Source organism: Aeromicrobium sp., from assembly GCF_032084975.1.
Lineage (GTDB): Bacteria > Actinomycetota > Actinomycetes > Propionibacteriales > Nocardioidaceae > Aeromicrobium.
Genome location: NZ_DAMDLR010000021.1, coordinates 18,697 through 38,514, shown reverse-complemented (window position 1 = coordinate 38,514; position 19,818 = coordinate 18,697). Strand labels below are relative to the sequence as shown.

Annotated in this window: 21 protein-coding genes; 8 read left to right on the top strand and 13 right to left on the bottom strand. The window is 70.0% G+C overall.

The window, feature by feature from the left end; all coding sequences use genetic code 11:
- The first annotated feature begins 34 nt into the window (after positions 1–34).
- Complete coding sequence (locus RT323_RS07620) at positions 35–1,027, top strand: 4-hydroxy-3-methylbut-2-enyl diphosphate reductase (protein ID WP_313406630.1); 993 nt, start codon at positions 35–37, stop codon at positions 1,025–1,027.
- Positions 1,028–1,033: 6 nt separating this feature from the next.
- Here the strand turns inward: RT323_RS07620 and ggt are convergent, their stop codons facing one another.
- The gene (ggt, locus tag RT323_RS07615; RefSeq protein ID WP_313406628.1) at positions 1,034–2,836 is read right to left on the bottom strand and encodes a gamma-glutamyltransferase; all 1,803 of its coding nucleotides are present in this window, start codon (positions 2,834–2,836) and stop codon (positions 1,034–1,036) included.
- 153 nt (positions 2,837–2,989) lie between these two features.
- On the opposite strand from ggt, the gene RT323_RS07610 reads away from it, so the two are divergent.
- Positions 2,990–3,397: a hypothetical protein gene (locus RT323_RS07610; RefSeq protein ID WP_313406625.1), complete on the top strand. Its 408-nt coding sequence runs from the start codon at positions 2,990–2,992 to the stop codon at positions 3,395–3,397.
- Here the strand turns inward: RT323_RS07610 and RT323_RS07605 are convergent.
- The 5 genes from RT323_RS07605 to RT323_RS07585 all read right to left on the bottom strand — a co-directional run bounded on the left by RT323_RS07605 (position 3,381) and on the right by RT323_RS07585 (position 7,418).
- The gene (locus RT323_RS07605) at positions 3,381–3,821 is read right to left on the bottom strand and encodes a DUF6542 domain-containing protein (protein ID WP_313406622.1); all 441 of its coding nucleotides are present in this window, start codon (positions 3,819–3,821) and stop codon (positions 3,381–3,383) included. The genes RT323_RS07610 and RT323_RS07605 overlap by 17 nt on opposite strands.
- A gap of 2 nt (positions 3,822–3,823) precedes the next feature.
- A complete protein-coding gene (locus tag RT323_RS07600; protein ID WP_313406620.1) occupies positions 3,824–4,900 on the bottom strand; it encodes a DNA recombination protein RmuC in 1,077 nt (358 codons plus the stop codon).
- A gap of 74 nt (positions 4,901–4,974) precedes the next feature.
- Positions 4,975–5,301 (bottom strand): antibiotic biosynthesis monooxygenase family protein, encoded by a 327-nt coding sequence (locus RT323_RS07595; protein WP_396172143.1) that lies wholly within the window; start codon positions 5,299–5,301, stop codon positions 4,975–4,977.
- Positions 5,302–5,326: 25 nt separating this feature from the next.
- Positions 5,327–6,058 carry a methyltransferase gene (locus RT323_RS07590; RefSeq protein WP_313406615.1) on the bottom strand — a complete coding sequence of 244 codons (732 nt, stop codon included), beginning with the start codon at positions 6,056–6,058 and terminating at the stop codon, positions 5,327–5,329.
- Positions 6,059–6,095: 37 nt separating this feature from the next.
- Positions 6,096–7,418 (bottom strand): lipase family protein, encoded by a 1,323-nt coding sequence (locus RT323_RS07585; RefSeq protein ID WP_313406613.1) that lies wholly within the window; start codon positions 7,416–7,418, stop codon positions 6,096–6,098.
- A gap of 79 nt (positions 7,419–7,497) precedes the next feature.
- Here RT323_RS07585 and ychF point away from each other — a divergent pair, with 79 nt between their 5' ends.
- Positions 7,498–8,586 carry a redox-regulated ATPase YchF gene (gene ychF, locus RT323_RS07580; protein ID WP_313406610.1) on the top strand — a complete coding sequence of 363 codons (1,089 nt, stop codon included), beginning with the start codon at positions 7,498–7,500 and terminating at the stop codon, positions 8,584–8,586.
- Positions 8,587–8,675: 89 nt separating this feature from the next.
- Complete coding sequence (locus tag RT323_RS07575) at positions 8,676–10,295, top strand: ATP-binding cassette domain-containing protein (RefSeq protein WP_313406608.1); 1,620 nt, start codon at positions 8,676–8,678, stop codon at positions 10,293–10,295.
- Between the two features lie 119 nt (positions 10,296–10,414).
- Here RT323_RS07575 and RT323_RS07570 read toward each other — a convergent pair whose 3' ends face one another.
- A complete protein-coding gene (locus tag RT323_RS07570) occupies positions 10,415–11,185 on the bottom strand; it encodes a hypothetical protein (RefSeq protein WP_313406606.1) in 771 nt (256 codons plus the stop codon).
- A 250-nt stretch (positions 11,186–11,435) separates the two neighbouring features.
- On the opposite strand from RT323_RS07570, the gene RT323_RS16715 reads away from it, so the two are divergent.
- A complete protein-coding gene (locus tag RT323_RS16715) occupies positions 11,436–11,549 on the top strand; it encodes a hypothetical protein (protein ID WP_396172141.1) in 114 nt (37 codons plus the stop codon).
- 249 nt (positions 11,550–11,798) lie between these two features.
- Here RT323_RS16715 and RT323_RS07565 read toward each other — a convergent pair whose 3' ends face one another.
- The 5 genes from RT323_RS07565 to RT323_RS07545 form a co-directional block, all read right to left on the bottom strand.
- Complete coding sequence (locus RT323_RS07565; RefSeq protein WP_313406605.1) at positions 11,799–12,599, bottom strand: hypothetical protein; 801 nt, start codon at positions 12,597–12,599, stop codon at positions 11,799–11,801.
- A gap of 436 nt (positions 12,600–13,035) precedes the next feature.
- Positions 13,036–13,566: a hypothetical protein gene (locus RT323_RS07560; RefSeq protein ID WP_313406602.1), complete on the bottom strand. Its 531-nt coding sequence runs from the start codon at positions 13,564–13,566 to the stop codon at positions 13,036–13,038.
- Between the two features lie 287 nt (positions 13,567–13,853).
- Positions 13,854–14,180: a helix-turn-helix transcriptional regulator gene (locus RT323_RS07555; RefSeq protein WP_313406600.1), complete on the bottom strand. Its 327-nt coding sequence runs from the start codon at positions 14,178–14,180 to the stop codon at positions 13,854–13,856.
- Entirely contained in the window at positions 14,177–15,181 is a 1,005-nt protein-coding gene (locus RT323_RS07550) for a hypothetical protein (protein ID WP_313406598.1), read from the bottom strand. The genes RT323_RS07555 and RT323_RS07550 overlap by 4 nt, the downstream gene beginning before the upstream one ends.
- Before the next feature lie 101 nt (positions 15,182–15,282).
- Positions 15,283–15,708, bottom strand: coding sequence for a hypothetical protein (locus RT323_RS07545; protein WP_313406595.1), 426 nt, complete (start codon positions 15,706–15,708; stop codon positions 15,283–15,285).
- Between the two features lie 97 nt (positions 15,709–15,805).
- On the opposite strand from RT323_RS07545, the gene RT323_RS07540 reads away from it, so the two are divergent.
- From RT323_RS07540 to RT323_RS07530, 3 genes are all read left to right on the top strand, one after another.
- Positions 15,806–16,201, top strand: a complete 396-nt coding sequence (locus RT323_RS07540; RefSeq protein WP_313406592.1) for an SRPBCC family protein — start codon at positions 15,806–15,808, stop codon at positions 16,199–16,201.
- A 60-nt stretch (positions 16,202–16,261) separates the two neighbouring features.
- A complete protein-coding gene (uvrA, locus tag RT323_RS07535; RefSeq protein ID WP_313406590.1) occupies positions 16,262–18,742 on the top strand; it encodes an excinuclease ABC subunit UvrA in 2,481 nt (826 codons plus the stop codon).
- Positions 18,743–18,821: 79 nt separating this feature from the next.
- The gene (locus RT323_RS07530; protein WP_313406587.1) at positions 18,822–19,031 is read left to right on the top strand and encodes a DUF2945 domain-containing protein; all 210 of its coding nucleotides are present in this window, start codon (positions 18,822–18,824) and stop codon (positions 19,029–19,031) included.
- Between the two features lie 40 nt (positions 19,032–19,071).
- Here the strand turns inward: RT323_RS07530 and RT323_RS07525 are convergent, their stop codons facing one another.
- Entirely contained in the window at positions 19,072–19,770 is a 699-nt protein-coding gene (locus RT323_RS07525) for a Crp/Fnr family transcriptional regulator (protein ID WP_313406585.1), read from the bottom strand.
- Positions 19,771–19,818 lie beyond the last annotated feature (48 nt).

Below are 19,818 nucleotides of genomic sequence, written 5' to 3'. Positions count from 1 at the left end.
TGGACCGCCATCGACGGGTCGGTAGGCTGGGGGCATGTCCCTACAGGTCGATCTCGGCATGCCCGGAAGCACGGGCCAGGTTCTGTTGGCGGACCCTCGCGGGTACTGCGCCGGCGTCGACCGGGCGGTCATCACGGTCGAGAAGGCTCTGGACCTCTACGGCTCCCCGGTCTACGTCCGCAAGCAGATCGTCCACAACAAGCACGTGGTGAACGATCTCGCGGCCCGCGGGGCGATCTTCGTCGAGGAGCTCGACGAGGTTCCGCCGGGCTCCACCGTGGTGTTCAGCGCCCACGGTGTCTCGCCGGCCGTCCACGTCCAGGCCGAGGAGCGCGGGCTCAAGACGATCGACGCCACGTGCCCGCTGGTCACCAAGGTGCACCACGAGGCGCGTCGCTTCGCGCAGGACGACTACCGCATCCTGCTGATCGGGCACGCCGGTCACGAGGAGGTCGAGGGCACCGCCGGTGAGGCGCCCGAGCACATCACGTTGGTCGAGCACCCCGACGACGTCGACGGCCTCGACTTCCCCGAGGGCACGCGCCTGTCGTGGCTGAGCCAGACCACGCTGAGTGTCGACGAGACGATGGAGACGGTCCGCCGGCTGCGCGAGAAGTTCCCGCAGCTGGAGGATCCGCCCAGCGACGACATCTGCTACGCCACCCAGAACCGCCAGGTGGCCGTCAAGGAGATCGCCAAGGACGCCGATCTGGTGATCGTCGTCGGCTCGGCGAACTCGTCCAACTCGGTGCGTCTGGTCGAGGTGGCGCTCGAGGCCGGCGCCAAGGCCTCGTACCGCATCGACGACGTCTCCGAGATCGACGAGGCGTGGCTCGAGGGCGCCACCACGGTCGGCGTCACGTCGGGCGCATCGGTGCCCGACGACCTCGTCCAGGACGTGCTGCTCTACCTGGCCGACCACGGCATCGGCGACGCCAAGGCGATCCGGACCGCCGAGGAGTCCTTGGTCTTCTCGTTGCCGCAGGAGCTGCGCCGCGACCTCAAGGCCGCCGGCCTGCCCCGCTGAGCGACCTCACCGGGGGCGGCGCGACGGCTTGACCACCAGCCCCGTGCCGCCACCGCGGCGCTCGGGCTCGGCCGCGGCGATCATCCGGCCGTGCCGATCGACCTCGATCGTGGTGGCGGCGCCGATCTCTGCGGCAGACGTGAACGTGTCCCCCGAGGGCACGAGTCGCTGACCGAACGGCGCCAGCAGGTCCCCGTACTGCTCGATGAACGCCGGCTCCGCGGGGGTCGTCACGGCGTTGCGCTGTGAGGCTCGCGGTGCCGCGACCGCCTCGGGCAGGGTCATGCCCAGGTCGATCCGGTTCATCAGGATCTGCAGGACGGTCGTGATGATGGTGGCGCCGCCGGGCGAGCCGACCACGAACCGCACCTTGCCGTTCTTCGTCACGATCGTCGGCGACATCGACGAACGCGGACGCTTGCCCGGCTCGATCCGGTTGGGGTCGTCGGGGTCGTACGCCGTGCTGAAGTCCGTCAGCTCGTTGTTGAGCAGGAACCCACGCCCGGGAACCGTGATGCCCGAGCCGCCGGTCTGCTCGATCGTGAGCGTGTAGGCCACGGCATTGCCCCACTTGTCCACGACGGACAGGTGCGTGGTCGAGATGTTCTCGGTGTCGGCCTTCTCGTCGTGCGCCACCGTGGCGCACCCGGAGTCGTCGAGCGCCCCGGCCGGGACCGGTCGCGTGGACGCCTGGTCGGGATCGATCGTGCAGTCGCGCGCGTCGGCGAAGTCCTGGCTCAGCAGGGTGCGGGTGGGCACGTCCACGAAGGCCGGGTCGCCCAGGTAGGCGGCGCGATCAGCGAAGGCACGGGCCGAGGCCTCGAGGTACAGGTGCAGGCTCTGGCCCATCCGGGCGCCTCCGCCGAGGCGATGGTTCTCGAGGATGTTGAGTGCCTCGCCGACCGCGATGCCGCCGGAGGAGGACGGCGCCATGCCGTAGACGTCGTGACCCCGGTAGGAGACCTTCGTCGGCTTCTGCACGCGCACGGAGTAGGCGGCCAGGTCCCGGGTGGTCATCGACCCGGGCGGCACGGGCAACGTCGTGTCGGGCGCCTTGGGCGGATCCTGGACGGTGCGGGCGATGTCGCGGGCGAGGGAGCCGGTGTAGAAGGCCCGGGGGCCGAACAGCGCGATCCGGGCGTACGTCCGTGCGAGGTCGGGGTTGCGGAACCGCGAGCCGACGCGGGGGAGGTCGCCGCCCGGCAGGAACAGGTCGGCGGTGTCGGGGAACGCGGCGAAGCGGGTGGCGTTGTCGCGGGTCTGGTTGCGGAAGGTCTCGTCGACCGTGAAGCCGCGAGCGGCGAGGACCGTGGCCGGCGCGAGGTTGCGAGCAAGGGACCTCTTGCCGAACAGGCGGGTCGCCTTGTCCCACGTGGCCACCGTGCCGGGGACGCCGACCGAGACCCCGGAGGAGACCAGGTCGGCGAAGGGACGGGGCTGACCGGTGGCAGGGTCGTAGAAGGTCTGCTCGTCGACCCCTGCGGGCGCGGTCTCTCGACCGTCGATCGTGGTGACCTTGCCCGTGCGGCCGTCGCGGTGGACGAAGTAGCCGCCGCCGCCGACGCCGGCGCTGTAGGGCTCGGTGACGCCGAGGGCTGCCGCGGTGGCGACGGCCGCGTCGGCGGCGTTGCCGCCGGACTTGAGCACCTGCAGGCCGACGCGGCTGGCGTCCTCGTCGACCGAGCTGACCGCCCCGCCGGAGCCGTAGGCCGTGTGGCCGCCGCGGGCCTGGGCGGGTGACTGCAGAGCCACCATCGTGGCGGCCAAGGACAGGGCCGACACGGCGGCCAAGGAACGTCGGACGAGCATGGTTTCCCCCCGGAAGTCGTCGTCCTGTCACGGTAGGGCGGGGCGCCGACACTGGCAACAGGTTCTCGGTCCGGCGTCCTGCCTGCCCGGTTCGGTTATCGTGGGCGCCGCCCCGTCGGGGCGCAACCACAGCCACCACCCTCAGGGGGACCCATGCGCCAGAGCCAGGCACTGCTGATGACGAGGGTCGTGGCGTGTGTGGTCGTGCTCGGAGCGCTGCTGTCGGTCCCGGTGTCGATCCGGGAGCCGGCCCAGCTCGAGCCCGGGCTCATGTTCCTGACGCTGTTCATGACCGGGCTGGTGGCCGGTGTCCCCGTCCTCGTCAGTGCGATCTTCCACGCGTGGGCCGGGCGCGTCGACACGTGGACGCCGGTCGTGGCGATGTCCGCCGCCGCGGTCGCTCTGGTCCTCTACATGGTGGAGGGTGGCCGTCCGGGGGACCTGGTCCCGACGGCGCTGTTCCTGATCGTCGTCTATGCGGCGCTCATGTTCTTCGGTGTGTGGCTGGCTCGCCGGGCGACTGGGCGTGACCCAGCCGGTCAGGTCAGCGCCGAGCGCTGAGGATGCGAGCGACGATCACGCCCAGTGCCAGGGCGTGACCGATCAGCAGCGGCACACCGTGCGCGATCGTGGCAGTGAGCGTCAGACCGAACACGCCCGCCGTGTCGGGGAGCTTGGGGATCTCGATGGCGGTCGGGGCGGCCCAGGCGATCGCCAGCATCGCGCCGACCAGCAGCACGGGCGGCAGCACGCCGACGGTGAAGAACCCACGCTCCTGCACCGCGGTGGCCGCCGAGAGCACGACCAGGACGAAGCCGACCGAGAACGCGACACCGAGCTGCCCGTCGATCAGGTCGAGGCTGGTGACCGCGGCGAGGCCCAGCACGGCACAGACCACCGTGGCACGCGGTGTCAGGTCGTACCTGGCGGCCGCGGCCGGGGTCCTGGCCAGGGCGATGACAGCGCCGGCTGCCGGCGAGCTCATGGTCATGACGTTAGTTCATCGAGCAGCTCGGGAGCCGTCATGAGCCGGGGTGTCGCGTCGATCACACGCGGATGGGGCGGAGGCGCGTCGTCGACCTCCAGCTCGTGCAGTCGACGGGCGCTGACGAGCAGTCGGGTCTCGACCGAGGCGACCGTGTCGTTGTACGAGCGCACGGCCCGGTCGAGCGACGACCCCAGCTTGTCGACGTGACCGGCGACGGTGCCGAGGCGCTCGTAGAGCTCGCGGGCCACGCGGTGGATCTCGCGAGCGTTCTCGGCCAGCGACTCCTGGGTCCAGGCCAGTGCGACGGTGCGCAGGAGGGCGACGAGCGTCGTGGGGGAGGCGAGCACGACCTGGCGCTCGGCGGCGTGTTCGAGCAGGCCGGGATCGGCCTCGAGCGCGGCGGACAGGAAGGCCTCGCCCGGGACGAACAGCACGACGAACTGTGGCGCGGACTCGAACTGCCGCCAGTAGGACTTCGCCGCCAGCTGGTCGACGTGGGTGCGCAGCTGGCGGGCGTGGCGGTCGAGGTGGGCATCGCGCGCGTCCGGCTGGTCGGCGGCCGTGGCGTCGAGGAAGGCGTCCAGCGGGACCTTGGAGTCGACGACGACGTGACGTCCGCCGACGAGGCGCACGACCATGTCGGGTCGCAGCCGGCCGCCGTCCGTGGCGACCTGCAGGTCGAAGTCGCAGCGATCGACCATGCCGGCCAGCTCGGCGGTGCGCCTCAGGTGCATCTCGCCCCACCGCCCCCGGACCTCGGGCCGACGCAGGGCGGTGGCCAGCGACGAGGTCTCGCGGCGCAGTGCCTCGCCGGTGACCCGGACGGACTCGACCTGCTCGCGCAGCTGGGCGTGCCACTCGATGCGGCTGGACTCCAGCTCACGCAGGCGAGAGTCGAAGCGGTCGAGGCTCTCGCGCACGGGCTGGACGGCGCGTGAGGTGGCCGCGGACGCGACGTCGACGTCGCGCGCCGAGACAGGGCGCCCACGCGTGCCCAGGACGAAGCCGAGGGCGCCGGCGAGGCCGGCGACGAGGACGAGGAGCAGCAGCGCGGTCAGGCTGGGGAAGGTGGCCATGCGGCCATGCTGGCGACTGGGTCCGACACAAATGAGGGGAGTTGCCGGCCCAGCGCGCCGCGTGGCCCGGCAGGTCAGCCTCGGGTCAGGTCGGCGACCTCGTAGCTCCAGACCTCGCTGTGCGTGGAGACGGGCTTGGGTGCCTCGCCGCCGGCACGCTCGGACTCCGAGCGGTGGCCGTGGGCGAAGGCCGACGAGCTGAGCCAGGCCTGGAACGACTCCTCGTCGCGCCAGCGGGTGAGGACGAGCCACTGCTCGCGGTCGTCGGTGGGCTTGAGCAGCTCGAAGCCCTCGAAGCCGTCCTGGCCGTCGACGGCGCCGGCTCGCTTGGCGAAGCGGTGGGCCAGCTCGTCGCCGGCGGACTTGGGCACGGTGATGGCGTTGATCTTGATGACGGTCACGGCCGTCATTGTGTCACCGATGGGCTCAGCCGAACATGACGACGGCGTCCCCGTCGTCGGACTCCAGCACGCGCCCGCCGACCTGGTCGGCCTGCCACGCGGAGAGCAACGTGACGAAGCGGCCGCCCGGCGCCAGCCACTTCGGCATGGTGTCCAGCACGGTGCGCAGGTGGTCGAGTCCGTCGGGACCGCCGTCGACGGCGGCGAGCGGCTCGTGCGACCGGAAGTCGGGATGGATGGTGAGCACGTGGTCGCTGGGCACATGGGGCAGGTAGCCCACGGCGAGGTCGACTCGCCCGCGCAGGTCGTGGGGCAGCCCGTCCCACCAGGACCCGTGGTGAGCGGTGAACCCGTACCGCCGGCCGTTGCACCGCGCCACCACGACGGCGGCCGGGTCGATGTCGACCGCGTGGACGTCGGCGTTCGGCAGGCGGTTGGCCAGGACGGCCGCCAGGGCACCGCACCCGCAGCCCAGGTCCACGGCCACGCGCGCGTCGGGCAGGTCGTGGACCGCGGCCCGGATGATCGACTCGGCCCGGATGCGTGGGACGAAGACGCCGTCCGCGACGGCGACGGTGGTGCCGGCGAACTCGGCTGCGCCGACGGCTTGCTCGAGGGGCAATCCCGTGACTCGACCCGCGACGGCCCGCTCAACGTCGCGCGGGTCGTCGAGGTGGCGCCGGATGAAGGCGGCCTCCTGCTCGGCGAACACACAGCCCGCCGCACGCAGCCGGGCGACGATCGGGTCGTCTCTCACGACCCGATCATCGCCCGGTGCGGTCACGCGTGGTCCATCAGGGGAGAAGTCGCAGCGATCCGCAGTTCGATCGCACGGACTTGCCCTCGAGGCGGTCCTGCAGCCAGTCGTGCGTCGCACCGAGGCGCGTGATCATCGGCGTCAGGTGGTTCAACGCCGTGCCAGCGGTGGGGATGATCTGGATGACGGGCGTGTAGGTGATGTTGGCGCCCTGGTCGCACCAGTCCTTCGCCAGCTGCTTGGCCTGGGCATGGTCGACGATGTCGTCCTTCGTGCCCGTCAGGACCTGGACCGGGACGGCCGGCTTGAGGCGGCCGATGCGCTGGGCGTCGACGGGAGCGCGGAGCTCGGGGTTGGTCTTGAGGATGTCGTAGAGCGACTGGCCCGTCGTGGTCCACTTCTTCGTCTTCTGGAAGCCGTACGAGAACAGCGTTCCGCCGATGCACTGGGTCTTGACCTTCTCGAGCGCCGCCTTGCCCTCCGCGGTCGCCAGGGTGTCGAGAGCGCTCTGCAGCTCGGGGTGGTAGGGCGTGATGCCGTTGATCGCGTAGGCGATGACGCCGGTCAGGTCCGTGCCGTCGGCCGACTTCAGCACCTCGGCGAGGTTGGCCGGGGGAGCGCCCGCGTAGGCGCCCTTGAGGTTGAGCTCGGGGGCGTAGGACGGAGCCAGCTCGGCCGCGGAGCCGGCGGCGCCACCGCCCTGGGAGTAGCCGTACAGGCCGACAGGGGAGGACTGCGAGATCGAGGTGTTCGGCAGCTTCAGCGCGGCACGCGCGGCGTCGAGCAGGGCATGGCCCATGTCGAGGCGGTTCGTGTAGGTGTGGACGCGGTCGGTGGTGCCCAGGCCGATGTAGTCGGTCAGCACGACGGCGATGCCACGGTTCAGGAAGTCGTAGATGCTGGGGATCTCGTAGCCGATGCCGAACTCGTCGCCCTCGACGTTGAGGAAGTTCTCGAGGGTCTTCGACGGCGCGCACGCGTCGCCCTGGCCCTGGGTTCCCGCGGCGACCGCGACGAGTGGGCGCGGTCCCGTGCCGCGCCACTTCTTGGTCGGCTCGATGTAGGCGCCGCTGACCGCGGCAGGCTCGCCGGCCTCGTCGGTGGAGGTGTACATGATCCGGGTGGCGTTGCCCGGCAGGTACAGGCCGCGCAGGGTCAACGCGAGCTTCATCGGCTCGGTGCGGACGATCGCGCCCTGTCCCGCGGGCAGGTCCGCCGGCGGGTCGTAGAAGGTGGCCGAAGCGGCGCCGGCCTGGGGCGCGGCGCCGAGGGCGGCGACCAGTGCGCCGGCGGCGGCTGTGGTGACGAGTCTGGTGAGTCGAAGCACGGGGGTCCCCTCGAGGAGTGTGATGCGGGTCACGCGGAATGTATCACGGAGTTACACCTGCGGTACATGGGCAGGAAACCGCTTTCGCGGCGCGGCAGTAGGCTGGTTCCTCGTGGCCCTCACCATCGGAATCGTCGGACTTCCCAATGCCGGCAAGTCGACGCTCTTCAACGCCCTGACCAAGAACGACGTCCTCGCGGCGAACTACCCGTTCGCGACGATCGAGCCCAACGTCGGTGTCGTCGGCGTCCCCGACTCGCGGCTCGAGAAGCTGGCCGAGATCTTCGGGTCCGAGCGCATCCTGCCGGCGACGGTCGAGTTCGTGGACATCGCCGGCATCGTGCGCGGTGCGTCGGAGGGCGAGGGGATGGGCAACAAGTTCCTGTCCCACATCCGCGACTCGGACGCGATCTGCCAGGTCACCCGTGTGTTCCGCGACGAGGACGTCACGCACGTCGACGGCGACGTGAACCCCGCCAGCGACATCGAGACCATCTCGATCGAGCTGATCCTGGCCGACCTGCAGACCGTCGACAAGGCGCTGCCGCGGCTCGAGAAGGAGGTCCGCAAGGACAAGTCCCTCGTCGCGCAGTTCGAGGAGGCCAAGAAGGCCAAGGAGGCGCTCGAGGCCGGCACCGGCGTGCACAAGGCCGGGCTCGACCTGGAGGCCCTGCGCGACCTGCACCTGCTGACCGCCAAGCGATTCCTCTACGTCTTCAACTGCGACACCGACGAGTTGAACGACGAGGAGCTCAAGTCCCGGATGCGCGAGATCGTCGCGCCGGCCGAGGCCGTCTTCCTCGACGCCAAGAGCGAGGCCGAGCTGGTCGAGCTGGGCGACGACGAGGAGGCCGAGCAGATGCGGGCCGAGATGCTCGCCGACCTCGGCATCGAGGAGCCGGGTCTGGACCAGCTGGCGCGCGTCGGGTTCGACACGCTCGGCCTGCAGACCTACCTGACGGCGGGCCCCAAGGAGTCGCGCGCCTGGACGATCCGGAAGGGCTCCACGGCCCCCGAGGCCGCCGGCGTGATCCACACGGACTTCCAGAAGGGCTTCATCAAGGCCGAGATCGTGTCCTTCGACGACCTCGTCGCCGCCGGGTCGATGAATGACGCCAAGGCCGCCGGCAAGGTGCGCATGGAGGGCAAGGACTACGTCATGGCCGACGGCGACGTGGTGGAGTTCCGCTTCAACGTCTAGAACATCTGGCAGCCGCCCTCGGCTGACGACGGAGCTGATGCTCGCGGACCCATGGGCTGAGGGGTGACCCCGCCTGACAGGCTTCTGTCATGGGTCACGTCGACGTCGCACACCTTGAATACGTCCTGCCGGACGGGCGGTTGCTGCTCGGTGACGTGTCGTTCCGTGTGGGGGAAGGGTCCGTCGTGGCGCTGGTCGGACCGAACGGGGCCGGCAAGTCGACGCTGCTCAGACTGATCGACGGCTCCCTGACGCCCGACTCTGGCACCGTGAACGTCTCCGGCGGCCTGGCGGTGATGCCGCAGTTCGTCGGGACAGTTCGTGACGGGTCGTCGGTGCGTGACCTGCTGGTGAGTGTGGCGCCCGACCGGATCCGCAACGCCGCGCGGGCGGTCGATGCCGCCGAGGCCGCGCTGGCCTCAAACGACGACGAGGCCACGCAGATGGCCTACGCCCAAGCGCTCTCGGACTGGGCCGAGGCCGACGGCTACGACTATGAGAACACCTGGGACATGTGCACGATCGAAGCGCTGGGTGCCTCGTACTACTCCGTCATGGACCGCGAGGCCGTGACGCTGTCGGGCGGCGAGCAGAAGCGGGTCGTGCTGGAGGCGTTGCTGCGAGGACCGGCCGAGGTGCTGCTGCTCGACGAGCCCGACAACTACCTCGACGTGCCCTCCAAGCGCCGGCTGGAGCAGCAGCTGCGCGAGACCCGCAAGACCGTGCTGCTGGTCTCGCACGACCGCGAGCTGCTGTCGGAGGCCGCTGACAAGATCCTGTCGGTCGAGCCGTCGCCGGCCGGGGCCGACGTGTGGGTGCACGGAGGCGGTTTCGCGTCCTTCCACGAGGCCCGCACGCAGCGTTTCGCGCGGTTCGAGGAGCTACGCAAACGGTGGGACGAGCAGCACGCTCGGTTGAAGAAGCTGGTGGTGAGCCTGCAGCAGGCTGCCGCCGTCAGCCATGCGATGGCGTCGCGGTACGCCGCGGCGCAGACCCGGCTGAGGAAGTTCGAGGAGGTCGGGCCGCCGCCTGAGCCGCCGCGCGAGCAGGACATCACGATGCGCCTGAAGGGCGGCCGCACCGGCGTGCGGGCGATCACCGTCGAGAAGCTGGAACTGACGGGCCTGATGATGCCGTTCGACCTCGAGGTTTTCCAGGGCGAGCGGGTGGCCGTGCTCGGCTCGAACGGCTCCGGCAAGTCGCACTTCCTGCGCCTGCTGGCGGGCCAGCCGGTCGACCACTCGGGCACGTGGAAGCTCGGCGCGAGGGTCGTGCCGGGGCACTTCGGACAGACCCACGCCTACCCCGAGCTCGAAGGCCGCACGCTCCTGGACATCCTGTGGGCCGAACATGCGCTGCAGCGTGGGCCGGCGATGTCGTCATTGCGTCGCTACGAGCTGGAGCAGCAGGCCGAGACCACGTACGAGCGGCTCTCGGGAGGGCAGAAGGCGCGGGTGCAGATCCTGCGCCTCGAGCTCGGCGGAGCGACGTCGCTGCTGCTCGACGAGCCCACCGACAACCTCGACCTGGAGTCGGCCGAGGCGCTGCAGTCCGCGCTCGAGTCGTATGAGGGCACCGTCCTGGCCGTGACCCACGACCGTTGGTTCGCCAAGACCTTCGACCGATTCCTGGTCTTCGGGGCCGACGGCGTGGTGCGCGAGAGCTCGGAGCCCGTGTGGGACGAGGGGCGCGTGCAGCGCGACCGCTGAGACACCGGACTGTCCGGTGGACACGCGCACCGGACGCTCTTCGACGACCTCGACCTGACGGTCGCGCCTGGTGACAGCGATCGCGGCTTGCGACACGACCTGCTGGTCGGGAGATTCGGCTAGTCACTCCCTGAGAGCTGGGCGGAGAAGTACTCGAGCGCTGACCTCGTCTTCGTCTGCTGCTCGCCCGAGAGATCGAGACCCTTCACGGTCAGGAAGGCCCTGAGCTCGGCCGCGGCCTGGAAGGTCTCCGCCGGAGGGCACTTGGCCGAGAGCTCGAGGATCCGGGAGCCGTCCGGGTAGAGCCAGAGCTCCGCGACGAGACGCATCCGCAGCTCGGGCGGATGCAACTTCAGCTTGAGCACGGTGATGGGGCCGAGGATCGACAGGTCGTCCAGTTCGACACCCTCGGGCGCATGGGCCGTGAAGAACGATCGTTGCTCCTTGGAATACGCCTTGTGGATTGCCTTCTCGCCTGAGGCGACCTCCTTCACCAGGGGCGGTTCCCACGTGGCTTTCATGGACGCCGAGCAGACGAAGCCCCCGGGCATCGCGTCGACCTCCACCCCGAGGTTGTCCGAGGCCCACGCCTCTTGGATGTGAGCCGGCGCCACGGGCCTCAGCTTGACCACCGAGTCGTCTCCCCGCCGCTGCGCGCGGCGGGCCCGGACGACGACACCGTGCTTGTCGAGCCTCAGGTCAGGAGTGTCGAAGAAGTACACCTGGCGAATCTCGGCATCGAGGGCATCCATCCCCAGGGCCGCCACGGCAGCGCGTCGATCCGAGTCCAGCACGGTCATCTTGAGCTCGACGCTGTCCACGTCCCTGGTCAGCGCGAGCAACTCGGCGACCTGCGCATCCGAGAGTCGGCCCTGCGATTGATCGGTCACGTTCGGCACCTGAGCCTTCCGGACGGTGGAGGTCGCGCCGTTGCGACACCGCACCCCGTCAGCCACTGTGCCGCGTGGCCAAGAGCAGGACATCACCCACCGCAGGTGAAGGGCGGTGCCTGAATCGCACGCCGTTTCGACCCGGCTGCGGCGGCTCGGTGACGAAGGCAGACAACGTCTGCGGTAGCCTCATTCCGCTCGAGAATCAGTTAGTTTCGGTACTTGCCAACGATCGTCGAAAGCAGCCGGGATGCCCCAGGACACGTCCGCTTCCATGTCTGAGACGCTGCCTCCCTGCCCCGCGTGCGGCGAGGACTACACGTACGAGTCGGGTGCCCTGCTGACCTGCCCGATGTGCAGCTGAAGTCGAGCGTGGTCAAGAAGGTCCTCTGACCGCGCTGGGCGACGGTGTGCCGTGGCTGTCGAGGCCGACCCGGACCAGGGCGCCACGCTCAGTGAGCAGCCCTCGACGTTCGAGCCGTGGGGCAGCCACCGCGCGCCGCTGGCCGCGTGACGGATCGGGCCGGGAAGTCGTGTCCTTCGGGACCTGGTCGTGCTTGCGCTTCAACGTCTGAATCGGCGCCCGAGTCGCGCGAAGCTGCAGCGGACGTGCTCAGCGCAGGGGTGCGCCGATGCTGGCTGCCCACCTGCGGATGGCTCGGCGCTCCTTCTTGTTGCAGACGTAGCCGTAGCCGATGCTCTGGCCGTCCCGCGAGAGCGTCCACTCGTTGTAGTACGTCATCGAGAAGCAGTCGGCCATGGATTCGAGGCTGCCGTGGAACATCCCCTTCGCGAGGAGCGCCTCGTAGTCGCCCTTGTTGTCGGCGAATCGGGCCTTGTCCGCGCGCTGGTAGACGTGTGCGAGCTCGTGGACCACGGCCCTCGTGCTGCCCCATCTGCCGAGCTCGCGCTCGGGCAGGAGATGAACCGTGAGGGAGTCTCCCTTCTTGACGCACCCGATTCTGCGCCAGCCCTCTCGCACCTCGGCCTTGCATGCGGTCGCTGCATCCCATCGGATGCCGATGAAGCCCTTGCCTGCTCTGTCCACGATGCGCTCGGTGACCGAGCCGCTCCGGTTCTTGCGCCGAGTCTTGGCCGCCACGATGCTGGCTTCGAGCTCTTCGCGGAACGTCGTGGTCTGAGTGGCGATCGTCTGCGCTGTGTACTCCAGCAACGCGGGGTCAGCCATCCTCTCGTCCTGTCGGTGGAGCCACTCGAACCAAGCAACGAGCGACGCGACAGCCGTGCCGTCGAACGCCACCGCGAGCTCGTCGATCCTGGTCCGCTCCTGCTGGTACCGCGCGATCTGCGTTTCGATCGCGGAGTCTGCCGCCGTGGGTTGTGCTGGGCCGGTGGGGCTGTCGCCCTCGGAGCTCAGCACAGCACCGAGACCGGCGATGACGACGACAGCCATGAATGCGGCGACAGCGAGGCAGCCGCAACCCACCAGCCAGGCGCCTGTCCCTGGGCGTCGCCGAGGTGTGCGTGGCGGCCCGAAGCCATACGCTGCCGGTCGAGCGGCGAACGGCGGTGACGTCTGCTGCCCGGGCCAAGCCTGGGGTTGGGGGCCCGATCCTTGCGGTGCTGGCTGATAGGGAGGATGAGCGTGCTTCTGAGGCGCGGCGCTGTGGGGTGCCTGCTGCACGGACAGCGTCGGGTTGACCTCCCTGATCCAGCGGACGAGCTCCGGCGAGGATGCAGGGTTCGCTGCGATCAGCCCGTGCAGGTCCCAGCGCCCAGCGGCAAGGTCGGTGAGGACGCGCAGTGGCGTGCCTGGATCCGAGGCTGCTGCTCGCTGCTGGTCTGGCGCGGACGGGTTCACGCGAGCTCCGCGGTTGCTCGGACGTGCCTCACCGCGTGAGCACGAACGCCGTGATGACCGTCACAGCGGCAACGGCGACGAGGCCGGCGCCGAAGCCGATCGCCAGGATCGGTCCGTAGCCGAGACGCGACGTGCGCGCGCCCGACTGCCGCGCAGCGGCGATGAACGCAGGACCGCCGTTCGCGGAGAACGAGCGTGCTGCGTCAGCGACGTTGATGCCGCGGCCGATGTCGACGCCCACCTCGAGCCCGGGCTTGTTCAGGACGTCCGCTGCTGTTCCGGCAACGCCGTATCCGATGGCTCTGTTCACGGAACCCGGATCCGCAAGGATCGGATAGCTCTGGCCGCGGACCACCAAGGTGACTCGCTGGGCGGCCGACTTCACCACGACCTCGTGAGCCGGAACGCTGAAGTACTGCGTCCAGCCCTCGGGCGACGCGACCCACAGTGACACCGCGCCGTCGCTCACTTCGGCTCGAGCAGGAACGTACCCACCGGCCGCTGTGTCGCCCAGTGCGCCGGTGAACACCGCGTGCGGCGGTTGGTGAGGTGACGTCATCGCTTCTCTTTCTCGACAGGGGTCCCACTCTGCTTCGGGCGAGTCAGAGCCAGGGCAAGGGGCCCCGCACCGCAAGCCGTCAGGGAGTGACCTGCCCGTGGGCTCGGATGCTGGAGGGGCGAACGGGACACCGGCTCAGATTACGGCAGGCGCAGGCGGCGCGGTCGTCGCGGAGCATTCCGCCTCGCCGGATGTTGTGCCGCTTCGGCCCAGATGTGGGCCGAGCAGCCACAACATTGCGCGGCAGCGCCACGCGGCCGGGTCACGCTCCCGTCGTCGAGACGTCCTCATGTCGTCGGCTCGTGCCCCGCGTCCTCGACGGCGCGGATGAACGACTCCCACTGTGCCGTCAGCTCCTCGCGCTGCGCCCGGCCCGCTGCCGTCAGCTCGTAGACCTTGCGGGCCGGTCCGGACTCGCTCTGCTCCCACTGCGCCTCGATGGCTCCCTCGTCCTCGAGGCGGACGAGTGCGGGATAGAGCTGCGCGCCGCGGATCGGCTGGAGCCCCGCGGACACGAGCGCCTGCGAGATGCCGTACCCGTGCCGTGGGGCGACGGAGAGCACGTTCAGGATGAGCAGTGGCAGCGAGGCTCGCTGCCAGGCGGCGGCGCTCATGCTCCCTTCGCCCACGGGCGGTCGTCCCAGCGGACGACGGGTGCGGCGAGGCCCGCGAGGGCCAGGACCACGCTGATCGGGATCGTCAGCGCACCCCAGCTCTGGTTCGCGAGGACGAGGGCCGCGATGACCAGCGGTGTGCCCGTGCCGGCGACGGTGGACACCCACCAACGTCGGGTCCGGGCGACGCGGTCGGCGGCGGCCACCTGACGGGCCAGGACGACGGGGTCGCCGAACTCGTCGTGGGCGGACGTCCCGGCGGCAGCCAGCGCCTGCTCGAGCTCGGCGACGTGACCTTGGGCCGCGGGGGCCGGCACCAAGCGGGATCGCAGCGCGCCACGGAAGCGGTGCAGCCACTGGGCGTCGTCCCAGGACTCACGGAACCGCTGCTGGGGCATCCGGCTCGCGAGGACGAGTGCGGTGACACCCGGCATGAGCATCGCCAGCGCGAGCAACGGCGTCGGCACGTCCCTCGCCACGATCCGGTCGGCGCCCAGGACCGCTGCGGTGGCGATCGCCGCGAGCGCGGCGGCGACGGCGGCGACCAGCGCGGAGACCGCCCCGCCGGACCGTCCGCTCGCGAACAGGGCCCGGGTGACGGTCCAGCCGACGAAGGCGATCGTCACGCCTGCGGCGACCAGGGTCAGGGCGAGGTCGAGATCGATGGTCCAGCCGTGGCGGGCGAACATGATCAGGACCGCGACGATCCCGATCCCCATCAGCGTGTGGCCGACCTCCCGGAGCGCGGGACGCAGGCCGCCACCCAGCGACTCGCGGACCTCCTCGTCCACGGTTGCCAGCTCGGCGGCGTCCTCGGCCGCCAGCACGTCCGCCTTCCCGAAGAGCTCGATAGCCGGCATGTCGGCGGCGCGCACCGCCTCGAGCAGCTCACGCTCCCGCTGTTCGAGCACGGCGGCCGGCACGTGCTTGCCGGCGATCGACCTGCGGTAGCGCTCCAGCCAGGCCTCGTCTGCTGCCGGCCATGCCGTCTGGTCCGCCATGCGGCACCGTCTCTCGTATCTAGGTCGAATCTGTATGTAGATACAACCACGAGAGACGGCATCGCGACAAGTCCTTCCGGAGGGGCCCCGCTCGGGATTCCTCAGCGCTGGCCCGGCAAGGTGCCGAAGCTGTTCGCGTACCGCGTCCCCGGCTTCGGGTGCGTGAACCTCAGCGCGCTCCACGTCTCGTCGATCGACAGGCACGTGCTCTCGACGAGACCGCAGTCGTAGCCGATCTCGATCACCCTCGGCAGGGTCAGGTCGGAGCCGAGGCGACGGCCCTTCGGCCAGGAGAGCCACAGCTTCCCCTGCGGTGCCAGATGGGGGACGAGCTCCGGGAACTCGGCGCGCATCTGCTCCTGGGTCGTCACGAACAGGTGCAGGTAGTCCAGCAGGCCGTCGAGGGAGTCGACGAGCTCCAGGTCGGGCAGGTCCATGGACTCGGGGACCCCGGCGGGCGCATGCACGAAGTGCGCGGTCCAGCCCGGCTTGACGCCCATCTTCTCCGCGACGCTGCGCGCAGTCATCCGAACGCACCCAGATCGAGGTCGGACCGAACCGCGCCTGTCCATCGCCGCATCATCATGGGTCCATTCCAGCGCCGTCGGTGGCATCCTGCAGGGTATGGAGTCCCGCCACATCAGCCGCGTGATCGCCGCGCCGTCCGCCACGGTCTACGCCTTCGCCGGTGATCCCGCGAACCTGCCGCGCTGGGCACAAGGTCTGGCGCAGTCCGAGGTCGAGGTGCGCGGAGACGTTCTCATCGCGCAGTCCCCGATGGGGCAGGTGTCGGTCCGGTTCGTCCCGCACAACGACCTCGGCGTCCTCGACCACGCCGTGACGCTGCCCTCCGGGATGACCGTCACGAATCCGTTCCGTGTCCTCACGCACCCGCACGGTGCCGAGGTCGTCTTCACCATCCGCCGGCTCGAGATGAGCGACGACGAGTTCGAGCGGGACTGCCAGATGATCGAGCAGGACCTCGACGCCCTGCGCCGTCTGGTGGAGTCGTCCACCTGACGCCCTGGCAGTGACTGCGCACCCACGGCACGAGACGGCCGGCTGGGCTATACAGGTGACGTGGCCCATGACCCCAGCGACCACTTCGTCCACGTCCGCGGTGCCAGTGAGCACAACCTGAAGAACATCGACGTCAAGGTGCCGCGCGATGCGCTCGTGGTGTTCACCGGGGTGTCCGGGTCCGGGAAGTCATCCCTGGCCTTCGGCACCCTCTACGCCGAGGCGCAACGTCGGTACTTCGAGTCGGTCGCGCCGTACGCCCGGCGACTGCTGCACCAGGTCGGCGCACCGCACGTGGAGGAGATCACCGGGCTGCCGCCGGCCGTGGCGCTGCAGCAGCGGCGTGGAGCGCCCAGCTCCCGCTCCACCGTCGGAACGCTGACGACCATGTCCAATCTCGTGCGGATGCTCTACTCGCGAGCCGGTACCTATCCGCCGGGTGCGACGCGATTGGACGCGGAGGCCTTCTCACCGAACACCGTCGCCGGGGCGTGTCCGCGATGCCATGGGCTGGGGGAGGAGCACGACGTCAGCGAGGAGCTGATGGTGCCGGACACCTCCCTGAGCATCCGGGAGGGAGCGATCGCGGCCTGGCCGGGCGCGTGGCAGGGCGCGAACCTGCGCAGTGTCGTCGCCGGACTGGGGATCGACGTCGACGCGCCGTGGCACACGTTGAGTGCTCGGGACCGCGAGTGGCTGCTCTTCACCGAGGAACAGCCCAAGGTCCTGGTCGAGCCGGAACCCGGTCGCATCGACCACGGCTACTACGGCCTCTTCTGGAGTGCCCGCGCGCACGTTCACCATGTGCTGGCCACCTCCAAGAGCGAGATGATGCGCACGAAGGCGATGCGCTTCGTGCGCAGTGCACCGTGCGGGCTGTGCCGGGGAACCGGACTGCAGGAGGCCTCGCTGGCGGTCACGTTCGCCGGACGGACGATCGCCGAGCTCAATGCGCTGTCGTTCGACGACCTTGCTGCGGTGATGCGACCGGTGGCGGAGCTCACCGACGTCTCGACGGCCACTTCGGCCGCCGACTCCGGCGAGGGCACCGAGGTCGCGGTCAGGATCTGCGGCGACCTGCTCGCCCGCATCCGGGTGCTGCTCGATCTCGGTCTCGGCTACCTCTCGCTCGATCGCAGCTCCACGACGCTCTCACCGGGCGAGGCGCAGCGGTTGCGCATCGCGACCCAACTGCGCTCCGGGCTCTTCGGCGTCGTCTACGTGCTCGACGAACCGTCGGCCGGTCTCCATCCGGCCGATGCCGCGCCCCTGCTCGACGTGCTCGACCGGCTCTTGGGCTCGGGCAACTCGCTCTTCGTCGTCGAGCACGATCTCGACGTCGTCCGTCGCGCCGACTGGATCGTGGACATCGGTCCCGGTGCCGGCGAACGAGGCGGTCACGTCCTCTACTCGGGGCCGGTGGCCGGCCTGGAGCACGTGGCGGACTCGGTCACGGGAGCCCACCTCTTCGGTCGGGCCGAGCCCTGGGAGCGTCCCCAGCGCTCTGCGAGCGGATGGTTGCGCCTGCGAGGCATCAGCCGGCACAACCTCGACGACCTGTCGGTCGACATCCCGCTGTGCGTGCTGACGGCCGTCACCGGGGTCTCCGGCTCGGGCAAGTCGACGCTCGTCATCGACGTGGTGGCCGAGCTGGTCCGCCGGCACCTCGGACAGGTGCCGGACCGCGAGGAGTCCTCGACGATGCGGATCGAGGTGGATGACGCCGACGGGCTGGAGGCCTTCGACCGACTCGTGCTCGTGGACCAGCGCCCGATCGGGCGGACGCCTCGCTCGAACCTGGCGACGTACACAGGTCTGTTCGACGCCGTTCGCAAGGTCTTCGCGGCGACTCCGCAAGCGCGTGAGCGCGGCTACGGCGCGGGCCGGTTCTCGTTCAACGTTCCCGAGGGACGCTGTGACACCTGCCAGGGCGAGGGATTCGTCTCCGTGGAGCTGCTGTTCATGCCCGGCACCTACGCGCCGTGCCCGACCTGCCACGGTGCGAGGTACAACGCCGAGACGTTGGAGATCCGTCATCGCGGGAAGACGATCGCGGACGTGCTCGCCCTCTCCGTGGACGAGGCGGCCGACTTCCTGGCCGACGTCCCGGCCGCGGCGCGCAGTCTGATCACCTTGCAGGAGGTCGGTCTCGGGTACCTGCGCCTGGGTCAGCCGGCCACCGAGCTCAGCGGCGGCGAGGCGCAGCGCATCAAGCTCGCCACCGAGATGCAACGGGCGCGGCGGGGACATGCCCTCTACCTGCTCGACGAGCCGACGTCAGGTCTGCATCCGGCCGACATCGCGCTGCTGGTGCGACAACTGCACCGACTCGTGGACGCCGGGAACACGGTGGTCGTGGTGGAGCACGACCTGGACACGGTCGTCAGCGCCGATTGGGTCATCGACCTCGGCCCGGGCGGCGGTGATGCCGGCGGACGCGTCGTCGCGGCCGGCACTCCGCAGGAGGTGGCTGCGGCCGGTCTCGGCGCCACCGCTCCGTACCTGCGGGCGCGACTCGAGGCTGACGCGCCGCGGAGCTGAGCCGGCACGGACTCGCGTTGCCGGTCCGCGGCAGGCGACCGAGACTGGACGCGGCACATCGATTCGACCAGGAGCGGACATGAGCGACCGGTTCAAGGTGGGCGACCACGTGACGTGGAACTCCGAGGCGGGACACGTCACCGGACGGATCATCAAGGTCCACACGAAGGACTTCGACTACAAGGGTCACCCTCGACGCGCGAGCGAGGACGATCCCCAGTACGAGGTGCAGAGCGACAAGACCGACCACATCGCCGCGCACAAGGGATCCGCGCTCACGAAGAAGTGAGTCCCGACCGGCAGCGAGCGCACCGTGCTGCCTGACGTCGTCATGGCCGCGGGGACCGCGCGTTGCCCGATGCCTCGTCCTCGAGGCGACCACGATCCAGGATCGCGGTCCAACGGCGTCCCGAGTCGATGCTGCCCTCCTTCTTCCACCGACTCATCACGCGGGAGACCGACTCGGGCGTCGAACGAGCCAGGCCCGCCAGGTCGGCGCGCGAGAGCGGCACCTCGAGGACGATTCCTTCGGCGCCACGGTCCACACCGAGCTTGTCGGCCAGTCGCAGCAGTGCGATGGCGGTCCGTTGGGGGACGGTCTCTGTGACCTGTCCGCCGATGTCGGACCGGGCACGGACGAGCTGTCCGGCCACGTCGTCCAGGACCTTGAGCGCGACGCCGGGAACCGACGCCAGCACTTCCCGGAACTCGGCCTGGGAGATGCGCAGGGTGCACGTGCCGACCAGGGCCGACGCCGACTGCCGGTGGATCGGCTCTCCGACGGAGTCCATCGCACCCAACAGCTCTCCGGGCACGAGGATGTCCGTGACGGTCTCGGTGCCGTCGGCCGTCGTCTGGGACAGCTTCACCCGGCCCTCGGCGACCACGTGCAAGGCGGTCGCGCGGTCGCCCGCGCGATAGAGGTGGTCGCCGGCCTCCCACGAGCGGGTTTGCATGCGGCGGTCGATCCCGTCCAGTTCCGTCTCGCTCAACCCCTCGAAGTAGGGCGCACGTGCCAGCACCGCCATGCGCACGGGCCGGGGGCACGCATGCGGAAGGGTGACCTGCCGCAGTGG